The following is a 17,097-nucleotide window of genomic DNA, read 5'->3' as shown; positions in this document are numbered from 1 at the left end:
GTTGAAAGCACTGCGGCCAACGTGCATGAGCTGAACACAGCAGCTGAGCGGCTCCATGGGGATGAACGCCTCATCTACGGTGATGCCGGCCACATCGGCATCGAGAAACGAAACGACTTCAAGGACTACGAGGCTGAGTTCAGGATTGCCATTAAGCCCGGCAAGCGCAGAGTGCTTCCAGAGACATCAGAGGGCAGGCTTCTGGATCTGATTGAGACGGCGAAAGCCCACTTCCGCGCCAAAGTAGAGCATCCCTTTCGGATCATCAAATGTCAGTTCGGATTCCGAAAGGTCTTCTACCGAGGTATCCGCAAGAATGACCTCAAGCTGAAGTTGCTCTTTGCCCTGGCAAACCTTTGGATGGTACGGGAACGGATACCTGATCCAGCGTAGTACAAGGGTTTAGTGTGTCTTAAGGTCGATAATCATCCAGAAGTCAAGGCAAAACGCATGGTGGAAACTGACTGGACATCTTTGTGGGTACTGCTGTGAGCGAAAAGCAGGCAAAATTTGCTCAGGATCGTCTCATTGTCGAGAATGAGACTGGGTTGCTTGGATTAAGCCGTCTTGATCAGAGCTTCCCTAGAGTGATGAACCCAAAAAGCTGCTCGGCAGTTCTAGGGCCCCATTCTGCATCCTTTGCAGTATTATCTTTACAAAGTTGCTGGACGGGAGCTTGTTGATGGCTGCTTTAGCCAGTTTCGAGGCTTTTTTGCATCGCGTCACTGTTTGCCTGCCTGTACTGCGTCGTCTCGGCCTGCTCATCCTCGATGTTGGGTTGATCGCATTCTGCTTCTGGCTGGCTTTCGCCTTGCGCCTGAACGTTCCTTTCGCTCCCTGGTTGCTCAGCAACCTCTACTTACTGTTCTGGGCCGTAGGCCTGGGTCTGCCGATACTGCTCTTCAGTGGCTGGTACAGCGGCTTGACTCGTTACTCCGGCAGCCATTCGCTGTATGGCTTCTTGCCTCGATCGGGCCTTCTCGTTCTTCTACTGTTGTTGGTGAGCACCCTCAGCGGTAACCCCACACCCCCTTTCCGTGGATTCTGGATCCTGTTCTGGTTTCTGCTTTCGGCCACTGCAATCGGCAGTCGCATCCTTCTGCGCGACCTGCTCAGGTTTTTTCTCTCTCATCGACACCATGGCGATCCGGCTGAGATTGCGTTGTCAGTCCAGAAGTCGGAACGACGGATTCCCACCCTTGTCTACGGCGCTGGTAAGGCGGCCCATCTGCTGCTCACTGAGCTTCGCTACCACCGCCGCTTCCGTATCATCGCCGTCATTGACGATAACCCTGCTCTCTGGGGGCGCAAGATCGAGGGCCTGTCGATCTTTCCAGTGCAGGACTGTCCCGGCTTGATCGATGCCCATGGAATTCAGAAAGTGCTCCTGGCTATTCCCTCATCCCCGCGGGCCAGAAGGCGCCAGCTTGTGGAGCAGATGAGCGCCCTGGGGCTGTCGGTGCTCTCGATCCCCTCTCTGGCTCGCATCGCCTCCGGCCAACAGTCCGTATCCGATCTGCGTCCCGTTGTGATCGAGGATCTCCTGGGGCGTGATCCCACTGTTCCCGATCCGCAGTTGCTGGCCGCCGCCGTTAGCGGAAAGGTGGTGCTGATCACCGGTGCCGGCGGCTCGATCGGCAGTGAACTCTCTCGACAGATTCTGCACTGCCGGGCCAAGCGATTGGTGCTGCTCGAGCGCAACGAGTATGCGCTCTACAGGCTGGAACAGGAACTGATCGCGGCCGCCTCCGGGTTGACTGACCCCGCATTGGTGCTCAGGCCAGTTCTGGGTGACGTTCGCGATCAGCGCCGCCTGGAAGCACTTTGTCGTGAGCACGGTGTCCAGGTGCTTTTTCATGCCGCCGCCTACAAGCATGTGCCCCTGGTGGAGAACAATCTCTGTGCTGGAGTGGCCAACAACGTCCTTGGCACCCGTGCTGCGCTGGAAGCAGCCATCGCCTGCAGTATTGAGCGCTTCATCCTGATCTCCACCGACAAGGCTGTGCGCCCCACCAATGCGATGGGGGCCAGCAAACGGGTCTGTGAGCTGTTGGTGCAGGACGCCGCAGTCAATCTTCTCGGAGGGCCTGGTCCAGTGGTCTCGATGGTGCGCTTTGGAAACGTGCTCGGCTCCTCCGGCTCGGTGGTGCCTCGCTTCCGGGCTCAGGTCGCTGCCGGGGGGCCCATCACCGTGACGCACCCTGAAATGACCCGTTATTTCATGACCATCCCTGAGGCCGTGCAGCTGGTGTTGCAGGCTGCCGGTCTGGCCAAAGGCGGTGAGGTGTTTGTCTTGGATATGGGTGATCCCGTCCGAATCCTCGATCTTGCACATCAGATGATCCTCCTCTCCGGCTCCAGCGTGCGTGACGCGTCCCATCCTGACGGTGAGATCGCCATCTCCTTCACCGGGCTGCGACCGGGTGAAAAGCTTTACGAGGAACTGCTGATCAGTGCCAGCGATGAACCCACTGCCCACCCGCTGATCCGCCGCGCCCGTGAATCCAGAGTCCCATCCCAGAGGCTGGAGACCCTGATGGCGAAATTGAATTATGCACTCGCTGCCTGGGACGATCGGGCGGTGTTCGACGTGCTCAGCAAGATCGTGATCGAGTATCAGCCCGCCGCGCAGGCCGACAACCCGTTGCCACACCCAGCAGAAACCGCTCAGCCCTGATCGAACCAGGCCTTGCCATCGCCACGGATCCGTCGCCGCCGCCCGGCCTCCCGCCGGCTGAATTCGCTCACGCTGGGATTCGCCACCACCGGATCCACATGGGCCACCTGCTCCCACAGCTCGCGTGGCGCCCATCGCACCGTATGGGCTACCCGATCGTGGCAGGTCACATGGCACCAGCGGTTGGCGCCGCAGTGCGGACAGAACAGCTCTTCGAGCCATTCGTTGCTCAGCACGAGCACCGGGTAGGCCTGGATCACCAGGCGGGCCTTCTTGTCGCTTATGCCCCGCTGCTTTAGCTGCTCGACGCTGAGCAGGTGCAGGAAATACTTCCTGCCCTGGCCCATCAGCCGTTGTTCGGGGTGGGCCGGGCAGAACAGTTCCCTCGGGCGGCTGCGGCTGCGCTGGCGTGGCTGGCTCCTCTCAATCCTCTCCGATCCGGTGGATTGGTCGTCAGAATTGGGTGGTGACTGCATCGCGTATGTGGTTCTCATTCCATCTTCGCGCGAATCCCGGCGAATCACCTCGTCTCACTTCGTCTCCATCCAGTTCGCGCCCCAGCCGGTGTCCACCACCAGGGGGACGCTGAGGTGGATGGCTTTCTCCATCACCTCCTTGACGACAGCCAGCACCGGCTCGAGCGCCTCGGGGGCCGCCTCCAGCACCAGTTCGTCGTGCACCTGCAGCAGCAGCCGGGCTGGTAGGTCCTGGGTGTGCAGTTCCTGATCGAGCCGCACCATCGCCAGCTTGATGATGTCGGCCGATGAGCCCTGGATCGGGGCATTGGCCGCCGCACGCAGCTGCTGGCCCTCCATCCCGGCGCGGCGGGCCACCTCCAGCTCGATCTCTTCCGGCGGCTTGCCCTTCAGCCGCCCCAGACCGCCCGGATCGAAGGCAAACGGGCGCCGCCGCCCCAGGATCGTTTCCACGTAGCCGCGGCTCAGCGCCAGCCGTTCCTGCAGCTCCAGAAAACCGAACACCCTGGGGTAGCGCTGCTTGTAGCGGCTCAGAAACTCCTTGGCCTCGGCCATGCTCACCCCGGCTTCGCGCGCGAAGCGCTGGGCGCCCATGCCGTAGATCACACCGAAGTTGATCGTCTTGCCCAGGCGCCGCTCTTCTGGCGTCACCTCGGTTTTGTCGAGCAGCAGCCGGGCGGTGAGGGCGTGCACGTCGTCGCCGTTGGCGTAGGCCTCCACCAGCACCTCCTCGCCCGAGAGATGGGTGAGGATGCGCAGCTCGATCTGGGAGTAGTCGGCGCTGATCAGCTGCCAACCCTCCTGGGGCAGGAAGGCCTTGCGGATGCGGCGGCTGAACTCCGTGCGGATGGGGATGTTCTGCAGGTTCGGATGGCTGCTGGAGAGCCGGCCGGTGGCGGTCACGGCCTGGTTGAAATCGGTGTGGACGCGGCCGGTTTCCGGCTCCACCAGGGCTGGCAGCGCATCCACGTAGGTGCTCTTGAGCTTGCTCAGGGTGCGGTGCTCCAGCACCAGCGGCACCACCGGATGGTCGGCTTCGAGTTTTTCGAGCACGGTGGCATCGGTGCTCCAGCCCGTTTTCGTCTTGCGCGATTTCTTGCGATCGAGCCCGAGCGTGTCGAACAGCAGCTCGCCCAGCTGCTTGGGAGATGCAAGGTTGAAATCGACGCCGGCAGCCAGCCTGGCCCCGCTCTCCAGGCTGGCCAGTGTGCCCGCCAGTTCCTCGCTCAGGGTGGCCAGATAGGGCTTGTCGATACGGATGCCGGTGGCCTCCATCCGGGCCAGCACCGGCTCCAGCGGCAGTTCCAGCTGATCGAGCAGCTTTGGCAGTGCCTCCCCCAGCTGCTGCAGCTGGCCTCGCAGCAGCGGCGTCAGCCGCCAGGTGAGGTGCACATCCATGGCGCAGTAGTGGGCGGCGGCTTCGATCGGCACCGCCGCGAAGCTCTCCCCCTTGGCCACCAGCTCGCTGAAGCTCGTGGGCGTGAAGCCGAAATTGCGCTCGGCCAGCACCTCCAGCCCGTGTCTGGCGTTGGCATCGCGCAGGTAATCCGCCAGCAGGGTGTCCATCACCACCCCGTCCAGGTTCAGGCCGTGACGCAGCAGGATCAGGCGGTCGTACTTGGCGTTCTGCAGGGTCTTGGGGTGAGCGGCGCTGGCCAGCCAGGGGGCGAGCGCCGTGAGCACCTGGTCAAGGGGCAACTGCTGGATCGGTGGGGCTGGCGGAGGCTGGTGGCCCACAGGGATGTAGGCCAGATCGCTGCTGCCCTCGCCCCAGCACAGTCCAACCCCCACCAGCTGGGCCTGGAAGGGGTTCAACGAGGTGGTCTCGGTGTCGAGGGCGATCGGCTGTGCAGGATCGTTGGCCGCCATCAGCCGCTCCAGCAGGGCGGTGAGTTGCTCTGGGCTCTGGATAATCTCCGGCTCCAGGGCTGGAGGACCGCCTTCCGGGCTCGAGCTTGGCGGCGGGGAGGCCGCTTCGCTCGGATCAACTGATGGCGCCGACGTTGGGCTGCTACTGGCAGAAGCCTGAGATCCCTGGGCCTGGTGATCGGCGGAGAACGCCCGCTCGAAGGCCGCCAGCTGCCTGACCAGGCTGTGCAGCTCCAGCTCCTCCAGCCGTTGGGCCAGGGCCGCTCCGTCCACGTCGCCGAGCTGCAGCCGTGGCTCGGCCGGCAGGGGGATGTCGATCAGGATCTCGGCCAGCATGCGCGAGCGGTAGGCGTTCTCCCGGTCGGTTTCGAGCCTGGCCCTGAGGGCTCCCTTCTGCTGCTCCAGGGCCGCGTAGATGCCGTCGAGGTTGGTGTGGGCCTTCAGCAGGGTGATGGCGGTCTTGGGGCCCACACCTTTGACTCCGGGGATGTTGTCGCTGGCATCACCGGTGAGGGCCTTGAGATCCACCACCTCCTCCGGCGTCACCCCGAGCTTGGCCACCACGTCCTGCCGGCGGATCGTCACCGGGCCGGCGTTCTTGGCGTAGGGGCCGCCGCCCATGTACATGACGGCGATGTCCCGCTCGTCGTCGACCAGCTGGAACAAATCCCGATCACCCGAGAGGATCCGCACCCGCCAGCCCGCGTCGGCGGCCCGGTTGGCCAGGGTGCCGAGCACGTCGTCGGCTTCGTAGCCGGGGGCCATGCACAGGGGCAGATCCATGGCCCCGGAGAGGATCTCCTGGAGGTTGGCCAGATCAGTGAAGAAGTGCTCCGGGGCCACATCCCGGTGGGCCTTGTAGCTGGCGTCGGCCTCGTGGCGGAAGGTGGGTTCGGCCGTGTCGAAGGCCACCACCACCCCCTGGGGGGTCAACCCTTTGACGTTGTCCAGCAGGGCCTTGAGAAATCCGTAGGTGACGCTGGTGGGCACCCCCTCCTTGGTGGCCAGCCCCCCCTCACCACCCTTGGCGAAGGCATAAAAGCTGCGGAAGGCAAGGGAATGACCATCCACGAGCAGCAGCATTGGTGCCTCAGCCATGCGCTCCTCGGTGTCCATGCTGACGTGGTGGCCACAGCCTGCCATCGAAGCGTCCCGCCGAAGGGGACCGGTCGCTTTCAGGCATTGTGAGAAGCGCCGGTCAGCAGCGCCATGGCCCGTCAACCCCGCCGTTATGCCGTCCACCTGCTCCTGGCTGGAGGCCACAGTGAGGTGGTGCACTTCGCCACGCTCGAAGCCTTCCAGCAGTGGTATCGGGATGTGCTCAACGCCGGAGCGCCCGAGACTTTCGTGAATGTGCCGATCAGCGATCTCGACGGGGAATACCTGGTGGTACGCCCCAGCAGCGTGATCGGGATCCGGGTGGAGCCCAAGTTCACCGCCCTCGACGACTGAGTGGGCAGTGGTTGAATCGAGCCATGACTGATGCCCCCGAGAGGCTCCAGTTGCTCTGGGGGATCACCGTGTTCTCCGGGGCGCTGGCCCAGCTGACCTCTTTGCTCACGGGCTTGCCGTCAGTGGTGCTGCTGCTGGCCTCCGGCCTGTTGATCGGCCGCTCGGGCCTGGGGCTGGTGGATCCCCTGGCCCTGGGCAGTGGCCTGGAAACCATCGTGGGGCTGCTGGTGAGCCTGGTGCTGTTCGACGGGGGGCTCAAGTTGAGTCTTCGTGGCAGCACCGCCCGGATGGCGGTGCTGCGGATCGTGATCGTGCGCATGCTGCTGGCCCTCCCCGCCGGCCTGCTGGCGGCCCATTGGCTGGCGGGTCTGAGCTGGCCGCTGGCGGCGGTCTACAGCGCCATCGTGCTGGGCACGGGCCCCACCGTGGTCACCCCTCTGCTGCAGCAGATGCGCCTGGCTCCCCCCCTGGGCGATGTGCTGGAAGGGGAAGGACTGGTGCTGGAGCCGATCGGTGCCGTGCTGGCCCTGCTGCTGCTGGAGCTGGTGATCAGCGACCGCTACGACTGGCAGGATCTCGCCCTGGAATTGCTGCAACGGCTGGGTTTCGGCGTGGGTGTCGGTGCCGTCAGCGGCCTGCTGCTGGCGGTGCTGCTGCGGCGCCTGCCGGTCGATCCGGAGAGCGGTCTGCGCTTGCAGCTCACCCTGGGGGTGATGTTTCTGATGTTCACCGGCTGTGAGGTGCTGATGCCTGAATCGGGCTTGCCAGCTGCCGTTATGGCCGGGGTGCTGGTGGGCCGCTTCGCTGACACCGAAGCCGCCATGCTCGACGATCTGATCCGCCAGCTGGCCCAGCTGGCGATCAGCATCCTGTTTCCGCTCCTGGCCGCAGATGTGGCTTGGGCAGACCTCAGCCCGCTGGGCTGGGGAGGGGTGGCCTGTGTGTTGACGCTGATGGTGGTGGTGCGGCCCGTGACCATGCAGCTGGCCACCTTCGGCCTGCCCCTCAGCGGCGGCCAGAAGGTGATGCTGAGCTGGCTGGCCCCGCGCGGGATCGTCACCGCCGCTGTGGCCAGCCTTTTCGCCCTGCGCCTCTACGAAGCCGGCGTGGAGGGGGCTGGAGCTCTGCAGGGGTTGGTGTTCCTCACGATCCTGATGACCGTGGGTCTGCAGGGTTTCACCGCGGCTCCCCTTGCGGGCCTGCTGGGTCTGCGCCTCAGCGAAACCAGCGAGGTCATGCCCCTGGAGGAGGTTCAGCCCTGAGCCACGGCCAGCATCAGCCGCGCCCGGTCTTCGCCGCTGGCGTGCAGCAGGCGCCAGGTGGTGATCAGATCCGGTCCCTTCAGGCTGCCCAGCAGGGCGGCCCTCAGGCTTTTCATCAGCACACCCTTCTTCACTCCCGCCGCAGCGGCTGCGCCGGCGAGCAGCTCCTGGGCTTGCTCAGCGCTGAGGCTGGCGTTCTCGTCGAGCTGCCCGAGCAGGGCCGTCAGGGCAGCGGTGGCTCCATCGGCGTCCAGTTGCTGGCTGGCGCCAGCATCTAGTTCAGGGCGCTCGAAGAAAGGGCGGGCCTGCTCCAGGCCATCACGCAGGGTGGTCAGGGAGGGGCCGAGCAGTTCGGCCAGCTCCAGTTCCCAGGCCTCGCGGCTGCCACCGCCCGAGTCATCGCCTGACTCATCGCCGCCCGGGGCCTGCCAGCCCTCGGCGCGCCAGAGGGGAACCAGTGCCTGGCGCAGCTCGGCGGCGCTCAGCTCATGCAGCACCTGGGCATTGAGCCAGTTGAGCTTGTCCCAGTCGAAGCGGGCACCGGCCCGGTTGACCCGATCGAAGCTGAACACTTCAGCGGCCTCCTTGAGCGTGAAGCGCTCGCCCATGCCTTCCGGCGGTGACCAGCCCAGCAGTGTCATGTAGTTCACCAGTGCCTCGGCTGTGTAGCCCATGGACCGGAACTCACCCACCGAGGTAACCCCATCGCGTTTGGAGAGCTTGCGGCCCTCCTGGTTGAGGATCAGGGGTGTGTGGGCGAAGACGGGCAGGGGCAGGCCGAGGGCCTCGTAGAGCAGCAGCTGCTTGGCGGTGTTGGCGATGTGGTCCTCGCCGCGAATCACATGGCTGATGGCCATGGCGGCATCGTCGACCACTACCACCAGGTTGTAGAGCGGGTCACCGACCTGATCGGCCGGCGCCCGCCGGGCGATCACCATGTCGCCGCCCAGATCGCTGCCGCTCCAGCGCATCTCCCCGCGCACCAGATCGTTCCAGCAGATCGTGGCCCCGTCGTCGATGCGGAAGCGCACCACCGCTTCGCGACCTTCGGAGCGGAAGGCCTGCTGCTGTTCAGCCGTCAGATTGCGGTGCCGGTTGTCGTAGCGGGGAGCGGAGCCGCTGGCCTTCTGCCGCTCGCGCATCTGCTCCAGTTCGGCTTCCGAGGCGTAACAGCGGTAGGCCAGACCCGCCTCAAGCAGCTGGTTGATGGCGGCGCGGTGGGCTTCGATCCGCTCGCTCTGGATCACGGGCTCCGCGTCCCAGCTCAGGCCGAGCCAGGCCAGGCCATCGAGGATGTCGGTGGTGAACTCCGGCCTGGAGCGCTCCCGGTCGGTGTCCTCGATCCTCAGTAAAAACTCCCCGCCGTGATGGCGGGCGAACAGCCAGTTGAACACCGCAGTGCGGGCGGTGCCGATGTGCAGGGTTCCCGTGGGGCTGGGAGCCAGACGAACCCGAACGGTCACTGGCGAAAGCTCATAAAGATTGAAACGGGACTGACGGGATTCGAACCCGCAACTTCCGCCGTGACAGGGCGGTGCTCTAACCGGTTGAACTACAGTCCCAGATGAAAGGCGAAAAGGGTTGAAAACCCTTGCCGGACCTGGCTTCTGGTGTCGTGTTAACGACTAGGGAAGTATCCACTGCCGCTGGCCCCGCCGTCAACTGGCGGAGACAGCGGCGGTGGATCATGGGCGGAAACCAGCGGGTTCGATCAGACGAACCTGGTTGCCTCTTGCTGTGAATTCACGGCCCTGATCGCTCTGAACGACCACACGACCGCCGGACTTGACCCGGATGACCCGCGCCCGCACCCAGCCAAGGGCAGCGGATTCGAGCACCTTGACCACATCACCGGGTTGTAAATCCAACTCCATGTCCGGAACCACGAAAGAGCAGGAAAGGGCATCGAGCGCGCCGTGGAGGACTTGAACCCCCGACATCAGGTTTTGGAGACCTGCGTTCTACCAACTGAACTAACGGCGCATGACGATGCCCCTTCGACCGGGACGCGAGGCGGCACCGGCATGGGCAATTGAGCGATGAAGCTTCAGCGATCGAAGCGTTGCTTCACGCGGGTTGCTTTCCCCACACGATCGCGTAGGTAGAAGAGCTTTGCACGCCTCACTTTACCGCGACGCTCCACCTTGACGTTGGCGACCTGAGGGCTGTGCAGCAGGAAGACCCGCTCAACCCCCACGCCCTGGAAGATCCGACGCACGGTGATCGTTTCGTTCAGCCCGCCGTGGCGCTTGGCGATCACCACACCTTCGTAGGGCTGGATGCGTTCCTTGTTGCCCTCGCTGATGCGCACGCCCACGCGCACGGTGTCGCCCACGTAGATCTCCGGCAGATCGCTCTTGAGCTGCTCTGCTTCGAAGGCCTTGATCAGGTCCTGGGCGCTGAGCTTGCCGGTGCGAGCCGGTGTCACGGCGGGCTTCTCGGCTACGGCCGTTGGCGCCGCGGTCTCGGCTGTGCCGGTCTCATCCACGCTCGTCTGATCCATGTTGATGTCGTCCTTCAGTTCCGCCATCAGTTCGGCGCTGTCGTTCTTGTCCGCGGCCATCCCAGAAATGCGATCGCCCAGCCAAACAACCACTGTAACGGCTCATGTTCCCCCCTCCCCAGCGCTCTCCTGCCGCTCCGGCCGCCCCCGCCGCCGACTCCACCCCTGCAGCGCCAGGCCCGTGCCGGTGATCAGCATCCAGAGCAGCCCAAGGCCGTTGAGAGCTACGTAAAAGGTCTCACCGACCGGGCCGAGCCATTCACCTTCGTGCAGCACCATCAGCCCATGCACCTGGTCGCGGCTGAGGCCGCCCCAGTCGCGCAGCAGCCGGTAGCCCATGCCGCTGCTGACCGTGATCAGCAACGGCAGCACCACAACCGGCCCGATCAGGGCGTGCCAGCGGCGCAGTCGGGCCAGGACCTGCATGGTCGACAGCATCGATGAGGAAAGTTGATAGCTTGAATCCTGGATTGCCCGGGCCCTGTCGATGAATATTTTTGCTGACCTGCTGGCGGGCCCCTCAACCAAGGCCTCCACCACCAAGGCTGCCAGCGCCACCACCAGCACCGGCCCGCGCATTCAGAAGGGACGGCGTGGCGTCGAGATCAAATCGGCCCGCGAGATCCAGGTGATGCGCCAGGCCAGCCGCATCGTTGCAACTGTGCTGCGCGAAATCATGGAGATGGCCGCTCCGGGGATGACCACCGCCGATCTCGACCGCCACGCCGAAGAACGTATCCGCGCCATGGGGGCCACCCCCAGCTTCAAGGGCTACCACGGCTTTCCGGCCAGCATCTGCGCCAGCATCAACAACCAGGTGGTCCATGGCATCCCCAGCGCCAAACAGGTGATCAAGGCCGGTGACCTGGTCAAGATCGACACCGGCGCCTACTTCGAGGGCTACCACGGCGACAGTTGCGTCAGCATCTGCGTGGGCGAATGCTCCGAGGACGCCACCCGCCTCAGCCGCGTGGCCCAGGAATCACTGATTCGTGGTCTCGCCCAGATCAAGGCCGGCAACACCCTGCTCGACATCGCCGGCGCCGTGCAGGACCATGTCGAGGCCCATGGCTACAGCGTGGTCGAGGACTACACCGGCCATGGCGTGGGCCGCAATCTGCACGAGGAGCCGTCGGTGTTCAACTTCCGCACCAACGACCTGCCCAACCTCAAGCTCCGCGCCGGCATGACCCTGGCGGTGGAGCCGATCCTCAATGCCGGCAGCAAGGAGTGCCGCACCCTGCGCGATCGCTGGACGGTCGTGACGGTGGACGGATCGCTCTCGGCCCAGTGGGAGCACACGATCGTGGTCGGCTCAGATGGCTGCGAGATCCTCACCGACCGCGACTTCTGAGCCAGGACCAGGCCCCTCAGGCGGCAGCCCGGCTGAACAGCCGGCCGTAGAGGTGCCTCAGCCCCATCTGCAGGGGCACCAGCACCACCGGGATGGGATTCGGGGTCACGATGATCAGGCCGAAGCCCCTGCGTGCCTGGGCGATCACCTGGCCCGCCACGAAGTCTGCGCCCATCACGCCGTAGGGATTGAGGGAAGAGCGGAATGGTCCCAGCACCAGCCGCCGGATCCGGCAGGAATTAGCGCCTCGCTGGTCGAGGGCCCGCAGGCTGAGCAACTGGCCCAGCAGCCGCTTGCTGATCTCATACAGCGGGCTGAGGGCCGGCAGCAGCTCCGCCTCCGAGGTGTTCACCCACACCTCCCGGCAGGGGGTTCCAGCCGGCCGTTCCTCCAGGCCCAGGAACAGCTCCAGCAGGCGCCAGGCGCTGAGGGCGTTCACCTCCAGGCTGCGCTCGATCGCTGCAGCGCTGCGGTCGCCATAGACGTTGACCCCGTGGTTGATCACCAGGATGTCGACGTCGCACAGAGTGGCCTCCAGCTGCTGCTCCTGGCCGCAGCACCACACCACGTTGCGCAGGGGGATCGCCCTGCCTTCCCCGTCGTGCAGCGCCACCGGCTCAGAGGCGGTGGTGAGGGCGATCAGCTCGGCCCCATGGCCATGCAGAGCGCGCAGCAGGGATGTGCCCAGGGCACCGCTGGCCCCGGTCACTGCCACGGTTCTGCCCCGCAGGGGCAGAAGTGCCGGCCGGAAGGGGAGCGGCAGCGGTGGGGCTGAAGCGGCTTGACCTGGCACGGCGATGTCCGTCATGGGCCATTCTTTTCCCTGGAATCATCCGCCACTCACTCGCGGCGGTTCCCCGTTCTCTTTCCGGCCGTCTCTACCGCTCCTCCCTTGGGCCTTTTGTCGTTCTTCGGAGCCACCCCCAGCCATGATCCCGGCCAGGTGGCCCTCTACGCCCCCTACTGCGATGGCGTGATGCGGGAAGCCTGGTTGATCCAGGCCCTCGACCAGCTGGCCATCGGCGAGATCGAGGGAATTCGGCGGTTGCGCCCCGACGGGGAGCATCCGTTCCTGCTGCGCTGGCGGGCGGGGCTGGCTCCCCAGGAAACCAGTCACTGTGAGCTCAGCTTCCCGGCAGCAGCGGAGCTGGGCTACAGCTTCGATCTGCCCACTTATCAGCTGGTGCGCTGGCTGATGGACCTGCTCGAGCACCGGCAGCCCCAGGCCTTCGGTGACCCCCAGCTCGATCTGCCGGAGGCCTTCTGGCGCTGGCTCCTGCTCGGGGAATCTCCCCAGACCTCCGGCGCCTAGATTGACCAGCCAGCGCCAACCCCAGAGGTCATGCCATGAGCAGCACCTTGCTGATCGGATCCTGTGATCCCTTCAGCGGCAAGTCAGCCCTGGTGCTCGGCCTGACCCGGACCCTGGCGAAACAGGGACTCTCCGTCCGCTACGGCAAGCCCCTTGCCACCAGCGTGAGGCCAGCCTGGGAGGGGGAGACCCCCCCCTCCCAGGCTGGCCTCGACGACGATGTCCGCTTCGTCGGCAACATCCTCGGCCTGCCTGACGAGAATTTGCTGCCGTCCCTGCACCTGCTGGGGGCTGCCACAGCCCAGGAGCGGCTGCTGAGCGGCAATCTGGAGCCCGGCGAGGGCTTCTCCCGCCTGCGTGAGCAGTTGGACGCCTACCCCGATGGCCTCACCCTGCTGGAGGGCACCGGCACCCTCAGCGAAGGCCTGCTCTATGGCCTCAGCCTGCCCCAGCTGGCCAAGGGGCTGGAAGCACCCGTGGTGCTGGTCCATCTCTGGGAGGACAGCCGCAGCGTCGATCCCCTGCTGGCGGCCCGCAACCTGCTGCAGGAGCGCCTGGCTGGGGTAGTGCTCAACGCCGTCGATCCCGATGCGGTGGATCGCCTGCGCGCCGAGGTGGTGCCTGCCCTGGAGCAGCTGGGGCTGCCCGTGTTCGGCGTCATGCCCCGCAGCCCGCTGCTGCGCAGCGTCACTGTCGAGGAGCTGGTCGATCGCCTGGAGGCCCGGGTGCTCTGCTGCCCCGAGCGGCTCGATCTGCTGGTTGAAACTCTCTCGATCGGGGCGATGAACGTCAACTCCGCCATGGAGTTTTTCCGCCGTCGCCGCAACATGGCGGTGGTCACGGGTGCTGACCGCACCGACATCCAGCTGGCGGCCCTGGAGGCCTCCACCCAATGCCTGATCCTCACGGGGGCTGGCGAACCTCTGCCCCAGCTGATCAGTCGCGCTGAGGAGCTGGAGGTGCCGATCCTGAAGGTGGAGCAGGACACGCTGACCACGGTGGAGGTGATTGAGCGCGCCTTCGGCCATGTGCGCCTGCACGAGACGGTCAAGGCCAGTTACGCCATCCGCCTGGTGGAGGAGCACTGCTGCTTCGATCGCCTGTTTGAGCGCCTGGGTCTGCTGCTGAAGGCCTGAAGCATGGGCCCCGCAAGGGCGCTGCTAGTTTCGGCCGATCGGATGCATTCACGAGGTGACCCGGTCCCTTGATCTGCCGGCCCTCGACCGGATTGACACACTGGCCCAGGAGTTGGCCCTGCTCCAGGATCGCGGCAAGCGCCGCATCGCCATCCTCGGCAGTCGCCACGTTCCCGCCGTCTCGATTCACCTGGTGGAGCTGGTGGCCCGCTCCCTGGCACAGGAGGGTCACAACCTGATCACCTCCGGGTCCCAGGGGGTCAATGCGGCGGTGATCCGAGGTGTGCTGAGCGTCGATGCGGCTCGGCTAACGGTTCTGCTGCCCCAGAGCCTCGATCGCCAGTCCAGCGAAAGCCGCGAGCAGATGGAGCGGGTGCTGCATCTGGTGGAGAAGCCCGAGCACGACGAGTTGCCCCTGCCCATGGCCAGCAGTCTCTGCAACCAGGAGATCATCGGCCGCTGCGATCAGCTGATCTGCTACGCCTTTCACGACAGCGAAACCCTGCTCTCCAGCTGCCGCACCGCCGAGGACATGAACAAGGTGGTCAGCCTGATGTTCTTCGATTAGATCGGCGTTACTCCAGTTCGGGATCAATCAGGCAGGGAGTCCTGGCGGGGCAGGACCTGGAGGCAGGTTCCCTCACGGCCCATCACATTCACCTGGGTGCCTGGGGCGAGGGGCTCACCGGGGGCCAGGTTGATGGCGGCCCAGCTCTGGCCCTGCCAGCGCACCCTCCCTTCGCCATTGGTGTCGAAGCGGCTGATCACCTCCGCCAGCTCGGCCCGGGCCGAGGGTGGGATCGCCCGCGCCTGCCGGCCCGCCGACCATCGCCGCAATCCGACGTAACCAGCCGCCACCAGCGCCAGGAACAACAACAGTTGCGCCGCCGTGGGCAGGGCGGGAAGCAGGGCGCTCAGCAGGGTCAGCAGCAAACCGGCCAGCCCGGCGATCAGCAACAGGCCGTCACCGTCTGCTCCGGCCAGCTCCAGGGCCAGCACCGCCGCCGCCAGGGCGAACCAGAGGATGGGATTCACGGGGGAGGGGAGGACGGGGAAAGCGGGAACCGGTCGCCATCCGCTGTCCCCATCCTGCCTACCGTGGTTCCAGCGATGGTCTCTGGATGGAATTTCTGCTCATTCCGGTTCTGGCGGTGCTGGCTGGCCTGGGTATCAGCGGCATCAAGGTCACCAGTAGCAGCCGCTCGATGCTGGTGGAACGTCTCGGCAAGTACGACCGGGAGCTGAGGCCTGGTCTCTCCCTGGTGATTCCGGGAATGGAGCGGGTGGTGAGCCATGAATCACTCAAGGAACGGGTGCTCGATATCCCGCCGCAGCAGTGCATCACCCGCGACAACGTTTCGATCGTGGTGGATGCGGTGGTGTACTGGCAGTTGCTCGAGCATGCCCGCGCCTATTACGGCGTCGACAATCTGCAGGCCGCGATGGTGAACCTGGTGCTCACCCAGATCCGCGCCGAGATGGGCAAGCTCGACCTCGATCAGACCTTCACCACCCGCCAGGAAGTTAACGAGACCCTGCTCAACGAGCTGGATCAGGCCACCGACCCCTGGGGGGTGAAGGTGACCCGGGTGGAGCTGCGCGACATCCAGCCCTCCCAGGGGGTGCAGCAGGCGATGGAGCAGCAGATGACCGCTGAGCGGGAGAAGCGGGCGGCGATCCTCCGCTCCGAGGGCGAGCGGGAAGCCCAGGTGAATGCCGCCAAGGGGCGGGCCGAAGCCCTGGTGCTCGATGCCAAGGCCAAGCAGGAGGCGGTGCTGCTCGACGCCGACGCCCAGGCCAAACAGCAACTTCTGCTCGCCAAGGCCAGGGCCCAGGCCGCCACCGAACTGGCCGCCGTGATTGATTCCCACCCGGCGGCCGCCGAGGGCCTGCGCCTGCTGCTGGCCAAAGACTGGATGGCGATGGGCCAGGAGATGGCCGCGGCCCGGGGCGGGTCGGTGCTGATGGTGGATCCCCAGAGTCCGGCTTCCCTGCTTGCCGCGCTCAAGGGGCTGCAGGAGAAGGGCGGCAGCTGAATCCGTTCAGCCGCGCAGCAGAGCCTTGAGCCCTTCGCTGTAGAGCAGGCCCGTGCTCAGCAGCGCGCCGATCCAGCAAAGGCTGCGCAGGGGCGGAATATTGGCCACATAGGCACCGATGTAGGCCAGCCGCAGGGCCGGGTGGAGCCAGGCGGCCGCGGCTGCCAGGGGTGAGGCCGCCAGCACGGCCGGAGCCGCCAGCAGGCAGAGCAGGCAGGCGGGGGCGTGCAGCGTGAAGGCCTCGAAACTGTTCTGATGAGCCCAGCTGGCCCGCTTCCCCCAGGCCGGCAGCCGCTCGAACATCGCCCGGGGGGCGGCCAGATCGCCGGGTGTGAAATCGGCCTTGGAGCGGCCGGCCGCCAGGGGCACCAGGCTGAGCACCACCACGGCCCCGGAGAGCACCAGCGACCAGGCGAAGGGCGCCGCCGGGTTGCCCGACGGGATGGCGACAGCAAGGAGGGCGAGCATGGGGGAATGGCTGGGCCGTCCTTTTCTAAGCTGGTCTCCGCTCGCTTCGCGCTTTCCGCCATGGCCGACACCTACTCATTCGACGTGGTGTCGGATTTCGATCGGCAGGAGCTGGTGAACGCGCTTGATCAGGTGCGCCGAGAGGTGGGTCAGCGCTACGACCTCAAGGACTCCAAGACCGAGATCGAACTGGAGGAGGGCAGCCTCACCATCACCACCGCCAGCGACATGACCCTGGAGGCGGTGACCGATGTGCTGCGCCAGAAGGCGGTGAAGCGCGAGCTTTCGCTCAAGATCTTCGATTTCCAGCCGGCGGAGCCGGTGGGCGGCAACCGGGTGCAGCAGGTGGTGAAGCTGCGCAAGGGTCTCAGCCAGGAGCTGGCCAAGTCACTGAGCAAGACCGTGCGCGATCAGATCAAGAAGGTGACGGTGGCGATCCAGGGCGAGAGTCTGCGGGTCACCGGCAAGAACAAGGACGACCTGCAGCAGGTGATCCAGATCCTGCGCGCCGAAGACCCGGAGGTGCCGTTGCAGTTCGAGAATTACCGCTGA

19 protein-coding genes and 2 tRNA genes are annotated in these 17,097 nt (G+C 65.4%); 10 read left to right on the top strand and 11 right to left on the bottom strand.

Features of this window, described 5'->3' with window-relative positions; all coding sequences use genetic code 11:
• Both KBY93_RS03815 and KBY93_RS03810 read left to right on the top strand, forming a co-directional pair.
• The coding region (locus KBY93_RS03815; protein WP_255092905.1) for a transposase at positions 1-393 on the top strand (393 nt) is incomplete at its 5' end.
• A 385-nt stretch (positions 394-778) separates the two neighbouring features.
• On the top strand, positions 779-2,677 hold the full coding sequence (locus tag KBY93_RS03810; RefSeq protein WP_255092904.1) for a nucleoside-diphosphate sugar epimerase/dehydratase: 1,899 nt from the start codon (positions 779-781) through the stop codon (positions 2,675-2,677).
• Here KBY93_RS03810 and KBY93_RS03805 read toward each other — a convergent pair.
• Both KBY93_RS03805 and polA read right to left on the bottom strand, forming a co-directional pair.
• Positions 2,668-3,153 carry a hypothetical protein gene (locus tag KBY93_RS03805; protein ID WP_255092903.1) on the bottom strand — a complete coding sequence of 162 codons (486 nt, stop codon included), beginning with the start codon at positions 3,151-3,153 and terminating at the stop codon, positions 2,668-2,670. The genes KBY93_RS03810 and KBY93_RS03805 overlap by 10 nt on opposite strands.
• A gap of 54 nt (positions 3,154-3,207) precedes the next feature.
• On the bottom strand, positions 3,208-6,165 hold the full coding sequence (gene polA, locus KBY93_RS03800) for a DNA polymerase I (RefSeq protein WP_399222496.1): 2,958 nt from the start codon (positions 6,163-6,165) through the stop codon (positions 3,208-3,210).
• Between the two features lie 66 nt (positions 6,166-6,231).
• On the opposite strand from polA, the gene KBY93_RS03795 reads away from it, so the two are divergent.
• Both KBY93_RS03795 and KBY93_RS03790 read left to right on the top strand, forming a co-directional pair.
• Entirely contained in the window at positions 6,232-6,474 is a 243-nt protein-coding gene (locus KBY93_RS03795) for a hypothetical protein (protein ID WP_255092902.1), read from the top strand.
• 23 nt (positions 6,475-6,497) lie between these two features.
• Entirely contained in the window at positions 6,498-7,736 is a 1,239-nt protein-coding gene (locus KBY93_RS03790; RefSeq protein ID WP_255092901.1) for a sodium:proton antiporter, read from the top strand.
• Here the strand turns inward: KBY93_RS03790 and gltX are convergent.
• The 6 genes from gltX to KBY93_RS03760 all read right to left on the bottom strand — a co-directional run bounded on the left by gltX (position 7,727) and on the right by KBY93_RS03760 (position 10,665).
• Positions 7,727-9,199, bottom strand: coding sequence for a glutamate--tRNA ligase (gene gltX, locus KBY93_RS03785; RefSeq protein WP_255092900.1), 1,473 nt, complete (start codon positions 9,197-9,199; stop codon positions 7,727-7,729). The two genes, KBY93_RS03790 and gltX, sit on opposite strands and share 10 nt — an antisense overlap.
• Before the next feature lie 25 nt (positions 9,200-9,224).
• Positions 9,225-9,298 (bottom strand) — tRNA-Asp (locus KBY93_RS03780).
• Between the two features lie 123 nt (positions 9,299-9,421).
• Complete coding sequence (locus KBY93_RS03775) at positions 9,422-9,610, bottom strand: hyperconserved protein Hcp (protein ID WP_006043540.1); 189 nt, start codon at positions 9,608-9,610, stop codon at positions 9,422-9,424.
• A gap of 36 nt (positions 9,611-9,646) precedes the next feature.
• Positions 9,647-9,719, bottom strand: a tRNA-Trp gene (locus KBY93_RS03770).
• A gap of 64 nt (positions 9,720-9,783) precedes the next feature.
• On the bottom strand, positions 9,784-10,299 hold the full coding sequence (gene rplS, locus KBY93_RS03765; RefSeq protein ID WP_255092899.1) for a 50S ribosomal protein L19: 516 nt from the start codon (positions 10,297-10,299) through the stop codon (positions 9,784-9,786).
• Between the two features lie 42 nt (positions 10,300-10,341).
• A complete protein-coding gene (locus KBY93_RS03760) occupies positions 10,342-10,665 on the bottom strand; it encodes a peptidase (RefSeq protein WP_255092898.1) in 324 nt (107 codons plus the stop codon).
• 61 nt (positions 10,666-10,726) lie between these two features.
• On the opposite strand from KBY93_RS03760, the gene map reads away from it, so the two are divergent.
• Positions 10,727-11,593 carry a type I methionyl aminopeptidase gene (gene map, locus KBY93_RS03755; RefSeq protein ID WP_255092897.1) on the top strand — a complete coding sequence of 289 codons (867 nt, stop codon included), beginning with the start codon at positions 10,727-10,729 and terminating at the stop codon, positions 11,591-11,593.
• Between the two features lie 16 nt (positions 11,594-11,609).
• On the opposite strand, the gene KBY93_RS03750 is transcribed toward map, so the two are convergent.
• On the bottom strand, positions 11,610-12,401 hold the full coding sequence (locus tag KBY93_RS03750) for an NAD-dependent epimerase/dehydratase family protein (RefSeq protein ID WP_261355173.1): 792 nt from the start codon (positions 12,399-12,401) through the stop codon (positions 11,610-11,612).
• Positions 12,402-12,485: 84 nt separating this feature from the next.
• Here KBY93_RS03750 and ebsA point away from each other — a divergent pair, with 84 nt between their 5' ends.
• Genes ebsA through KBY93_RS03735 form a run of 3 tightly spaced genes read left to right on the top strand, consistent with a single transcriptional unit; the run spans position 12,486 to position 14,609 of the window.
• The gene (gene ebsA / locus KBY93_RS03745) at positions 12,486-12,905 is read left to right on the top strand and encodes a type IV pilus biogenesis protein EbsA (RefSeq protein ID WP_255092896.1); all 420 of its coding nucleotides are present in this window, start codon (positions 12,486-12,488) and stop codon (positions 12,903-12,905) included.
• 35 nt (positions 12,906-12,940) lie between these two features.
• Positions 12,941-14,041 carry a phosphotransacetylase family protein gene (locus KBY93_RS03740; RefSeq protein WP_255092895.1) on the top strand — a complete coding sequence of 367 codons (1,101 nt, stop codon included), beginning with the start codon at positions 12,941-12,943 and terminating at the stop codon, positions 14,039-14,041.
• Between the two features lie 55 nt (positions 14,042-14,096).
• Entirely contained in the window at positions 14,097-14,609 is a 513-nt protein-coding gene (locus KBY93_RS03735; RefSeq protein ID WP_255092894.1) for a DNA recombination-mediator protein A, read from the top strand.
• 23 nt (positions 14,610-14,632) lie between these two features.
• Here the strand turns inward: KBY93_RS03735 and KBY93_RS03730 are convergent, their stop codons facing one another.
• Entirely contained in the window at positions 14,633-15,076 is a 444-nt protein-coding gene (locus tag KBY93_RS03730) for an NfeD family protein (RefSeq protein WP_255092893.1), read from the bottom strand.
• An 86-nt stretch (positions 15,077-15,162) separates the two neighbouring features.
• On the opposite strand from KBY93_RS03730, the gene KBY93_RS03725 reads away from it, so the two are divergent.
• Positions 15,163-16,077 carry an SPFH domain-containing protein gene (locus KBY93_RS03725; protein ID WP_255092892.1) on the top strand — a complete coding sequence of 305 codons (915 nt, stop codon included), beginning with the start codon at positions 15,163-15,165 and terminating at the stop codon, positions 16,075-16,077.
• A 6-nt stretch (positions 16,078-16,083) separates the two neighbouring features.
• On the opposite strand, the gene KBY93_RS03720 is transcribed toward KBY93_RS03725, so the two are convergent.
• Positions 16,084-16,545 carry an MAPEG family protein gene (locus KBY93_RS03720; protein WP_255092891.1) on the bottom strand — a complete coding sequence of 154 codons (462 nt, stop codon included), beginning with the start codon at positions 16,543-16,545 and terminating at the stop codon, positions 16,084-16,086.
• 60 nt (positions 16,546-16,605) lie between these two features.
• Between KBY93_RS03720 and KBY93_RS03715 the strand changes: the two genes are divergently transcribed.
• Entirely contained in the window at positions 16,606-17,097 is a 492-nt protein-coding gene (locus tag KBY93_RS03715; RefSeq protein ID WP_255092890.1) for a YajQ family cyclic di-GMP-binding protein, read from the top strand.

This window comes from Synechococcus sp. J7-Johnson (genome assembly GCF_024345795.1).
GTDB lineage: Bacteria > Cyanobacteriota > Cyanobacteriia > PCC-6307 > Cyanobiaceae > Regnicoccus_A.
This window is presented reverse-complemented; position numbering and strand designations above follow the sequence as displayed.

What these genes read in the sequence shown, in the direction of transcription:
- KBY93_RS03805 (WP_255092903.1), bottom strand. Translation starts at nt 3,153, where the DNA reads ATGCAGTCACCACCCAATTCTGACGACCAATCCACCGGATCGGAGAGG.
- polA (WP_399222496.1), bottom strand. Translation starts at nt 6,165, where the DNA reads ATGGCAGGCTGTGGCCACCACGTCAGCATGGACACCGAGGAGCGCATG.
- KBY93_RS03795 (WP_255092902.1), top strand. Translation starts at nt 6,232, where the DNA reads ATGGCCCGTCAACCCCGCCGTTATGCCGTCCACCTGCTCCTGGCTGGA.
- KBY93_RS03790 (WP_255092901.1), top strand. Translation starts at nt 6,498, where the DNA reads ATGACTGATGCCCCCGAGAGGCTCCAGTTGCTCTGGGGGATCACCGTG.
- KBY93_RS03775 (WP_006043540.1), bottom strand. Translation starts at nt 9,610, where the DNA reads ATGGAGTTGGATTTACAACCCGGTGATGTGGTCAAGGTGCTCGAATCC.
- rplS (WP_255092899.1), bottom strand. Translation starts at nt 10,299, where the DNA reads ATGGCCGCGGACAAGAACGACAGCGCCGAACTGATGGCGGAACTGAAG.
- KBY93_RS03760 (WP_255092898.1), bottom strand. Translation starts at nt 10,665, where the DNA reads ATGCAGGTCCTGGCCCGACTGCGCCGCTGGCACGCCCTGATCGGGCCG.
- map (WP_255092897.1), top strand. Translation starts at nt 10,727, where the DNA reads ATGAATATTTTTGCTGACCTGCTGGCGGGCCCCTCAACCAAGGCCTCC.
- KBY93_RS03750 (WP_261355173.1), bottom strand. Translation starts at nt 12,401, where the DNA reads ATGACGGACATCGCCGTGCCAGGTCAAGCCGCTTCAGCCCCACCGCTG.
- KBY93_RS03740 (WP_255092895.1), top strand. Translation starts at nt 12,941, where the DNA reads ATGAGCAGCACCTTGCTGATCGGATCCTGTGATCCCTTCAGCGGCAAG.
- KBY93_RS03725 (WP_255092892.1), top strand. Translation starts at nt 15,163, where the DNA reads ATGGAATTTCTGCTCATTCCGGTTCTGGCGGTGCTGGCTGGCCTGGGT.
- KBY93_RS03720 (WP_255092891.1), bottom strand. Translation starts at nt 16,545, where the DNA reads ATGCTCGCCCTCCTTGCTGTCGCCATCCCGTCGGGCAACCCGGCGGCG.
- KBY93_RS03715 (WP_255092890.1), top strand. Translation starts at nt 16,606, where the DNA reads ATGGCCGACACCTACTCATTCGACGTGGTGTCGGATTTCGATCGGCAG.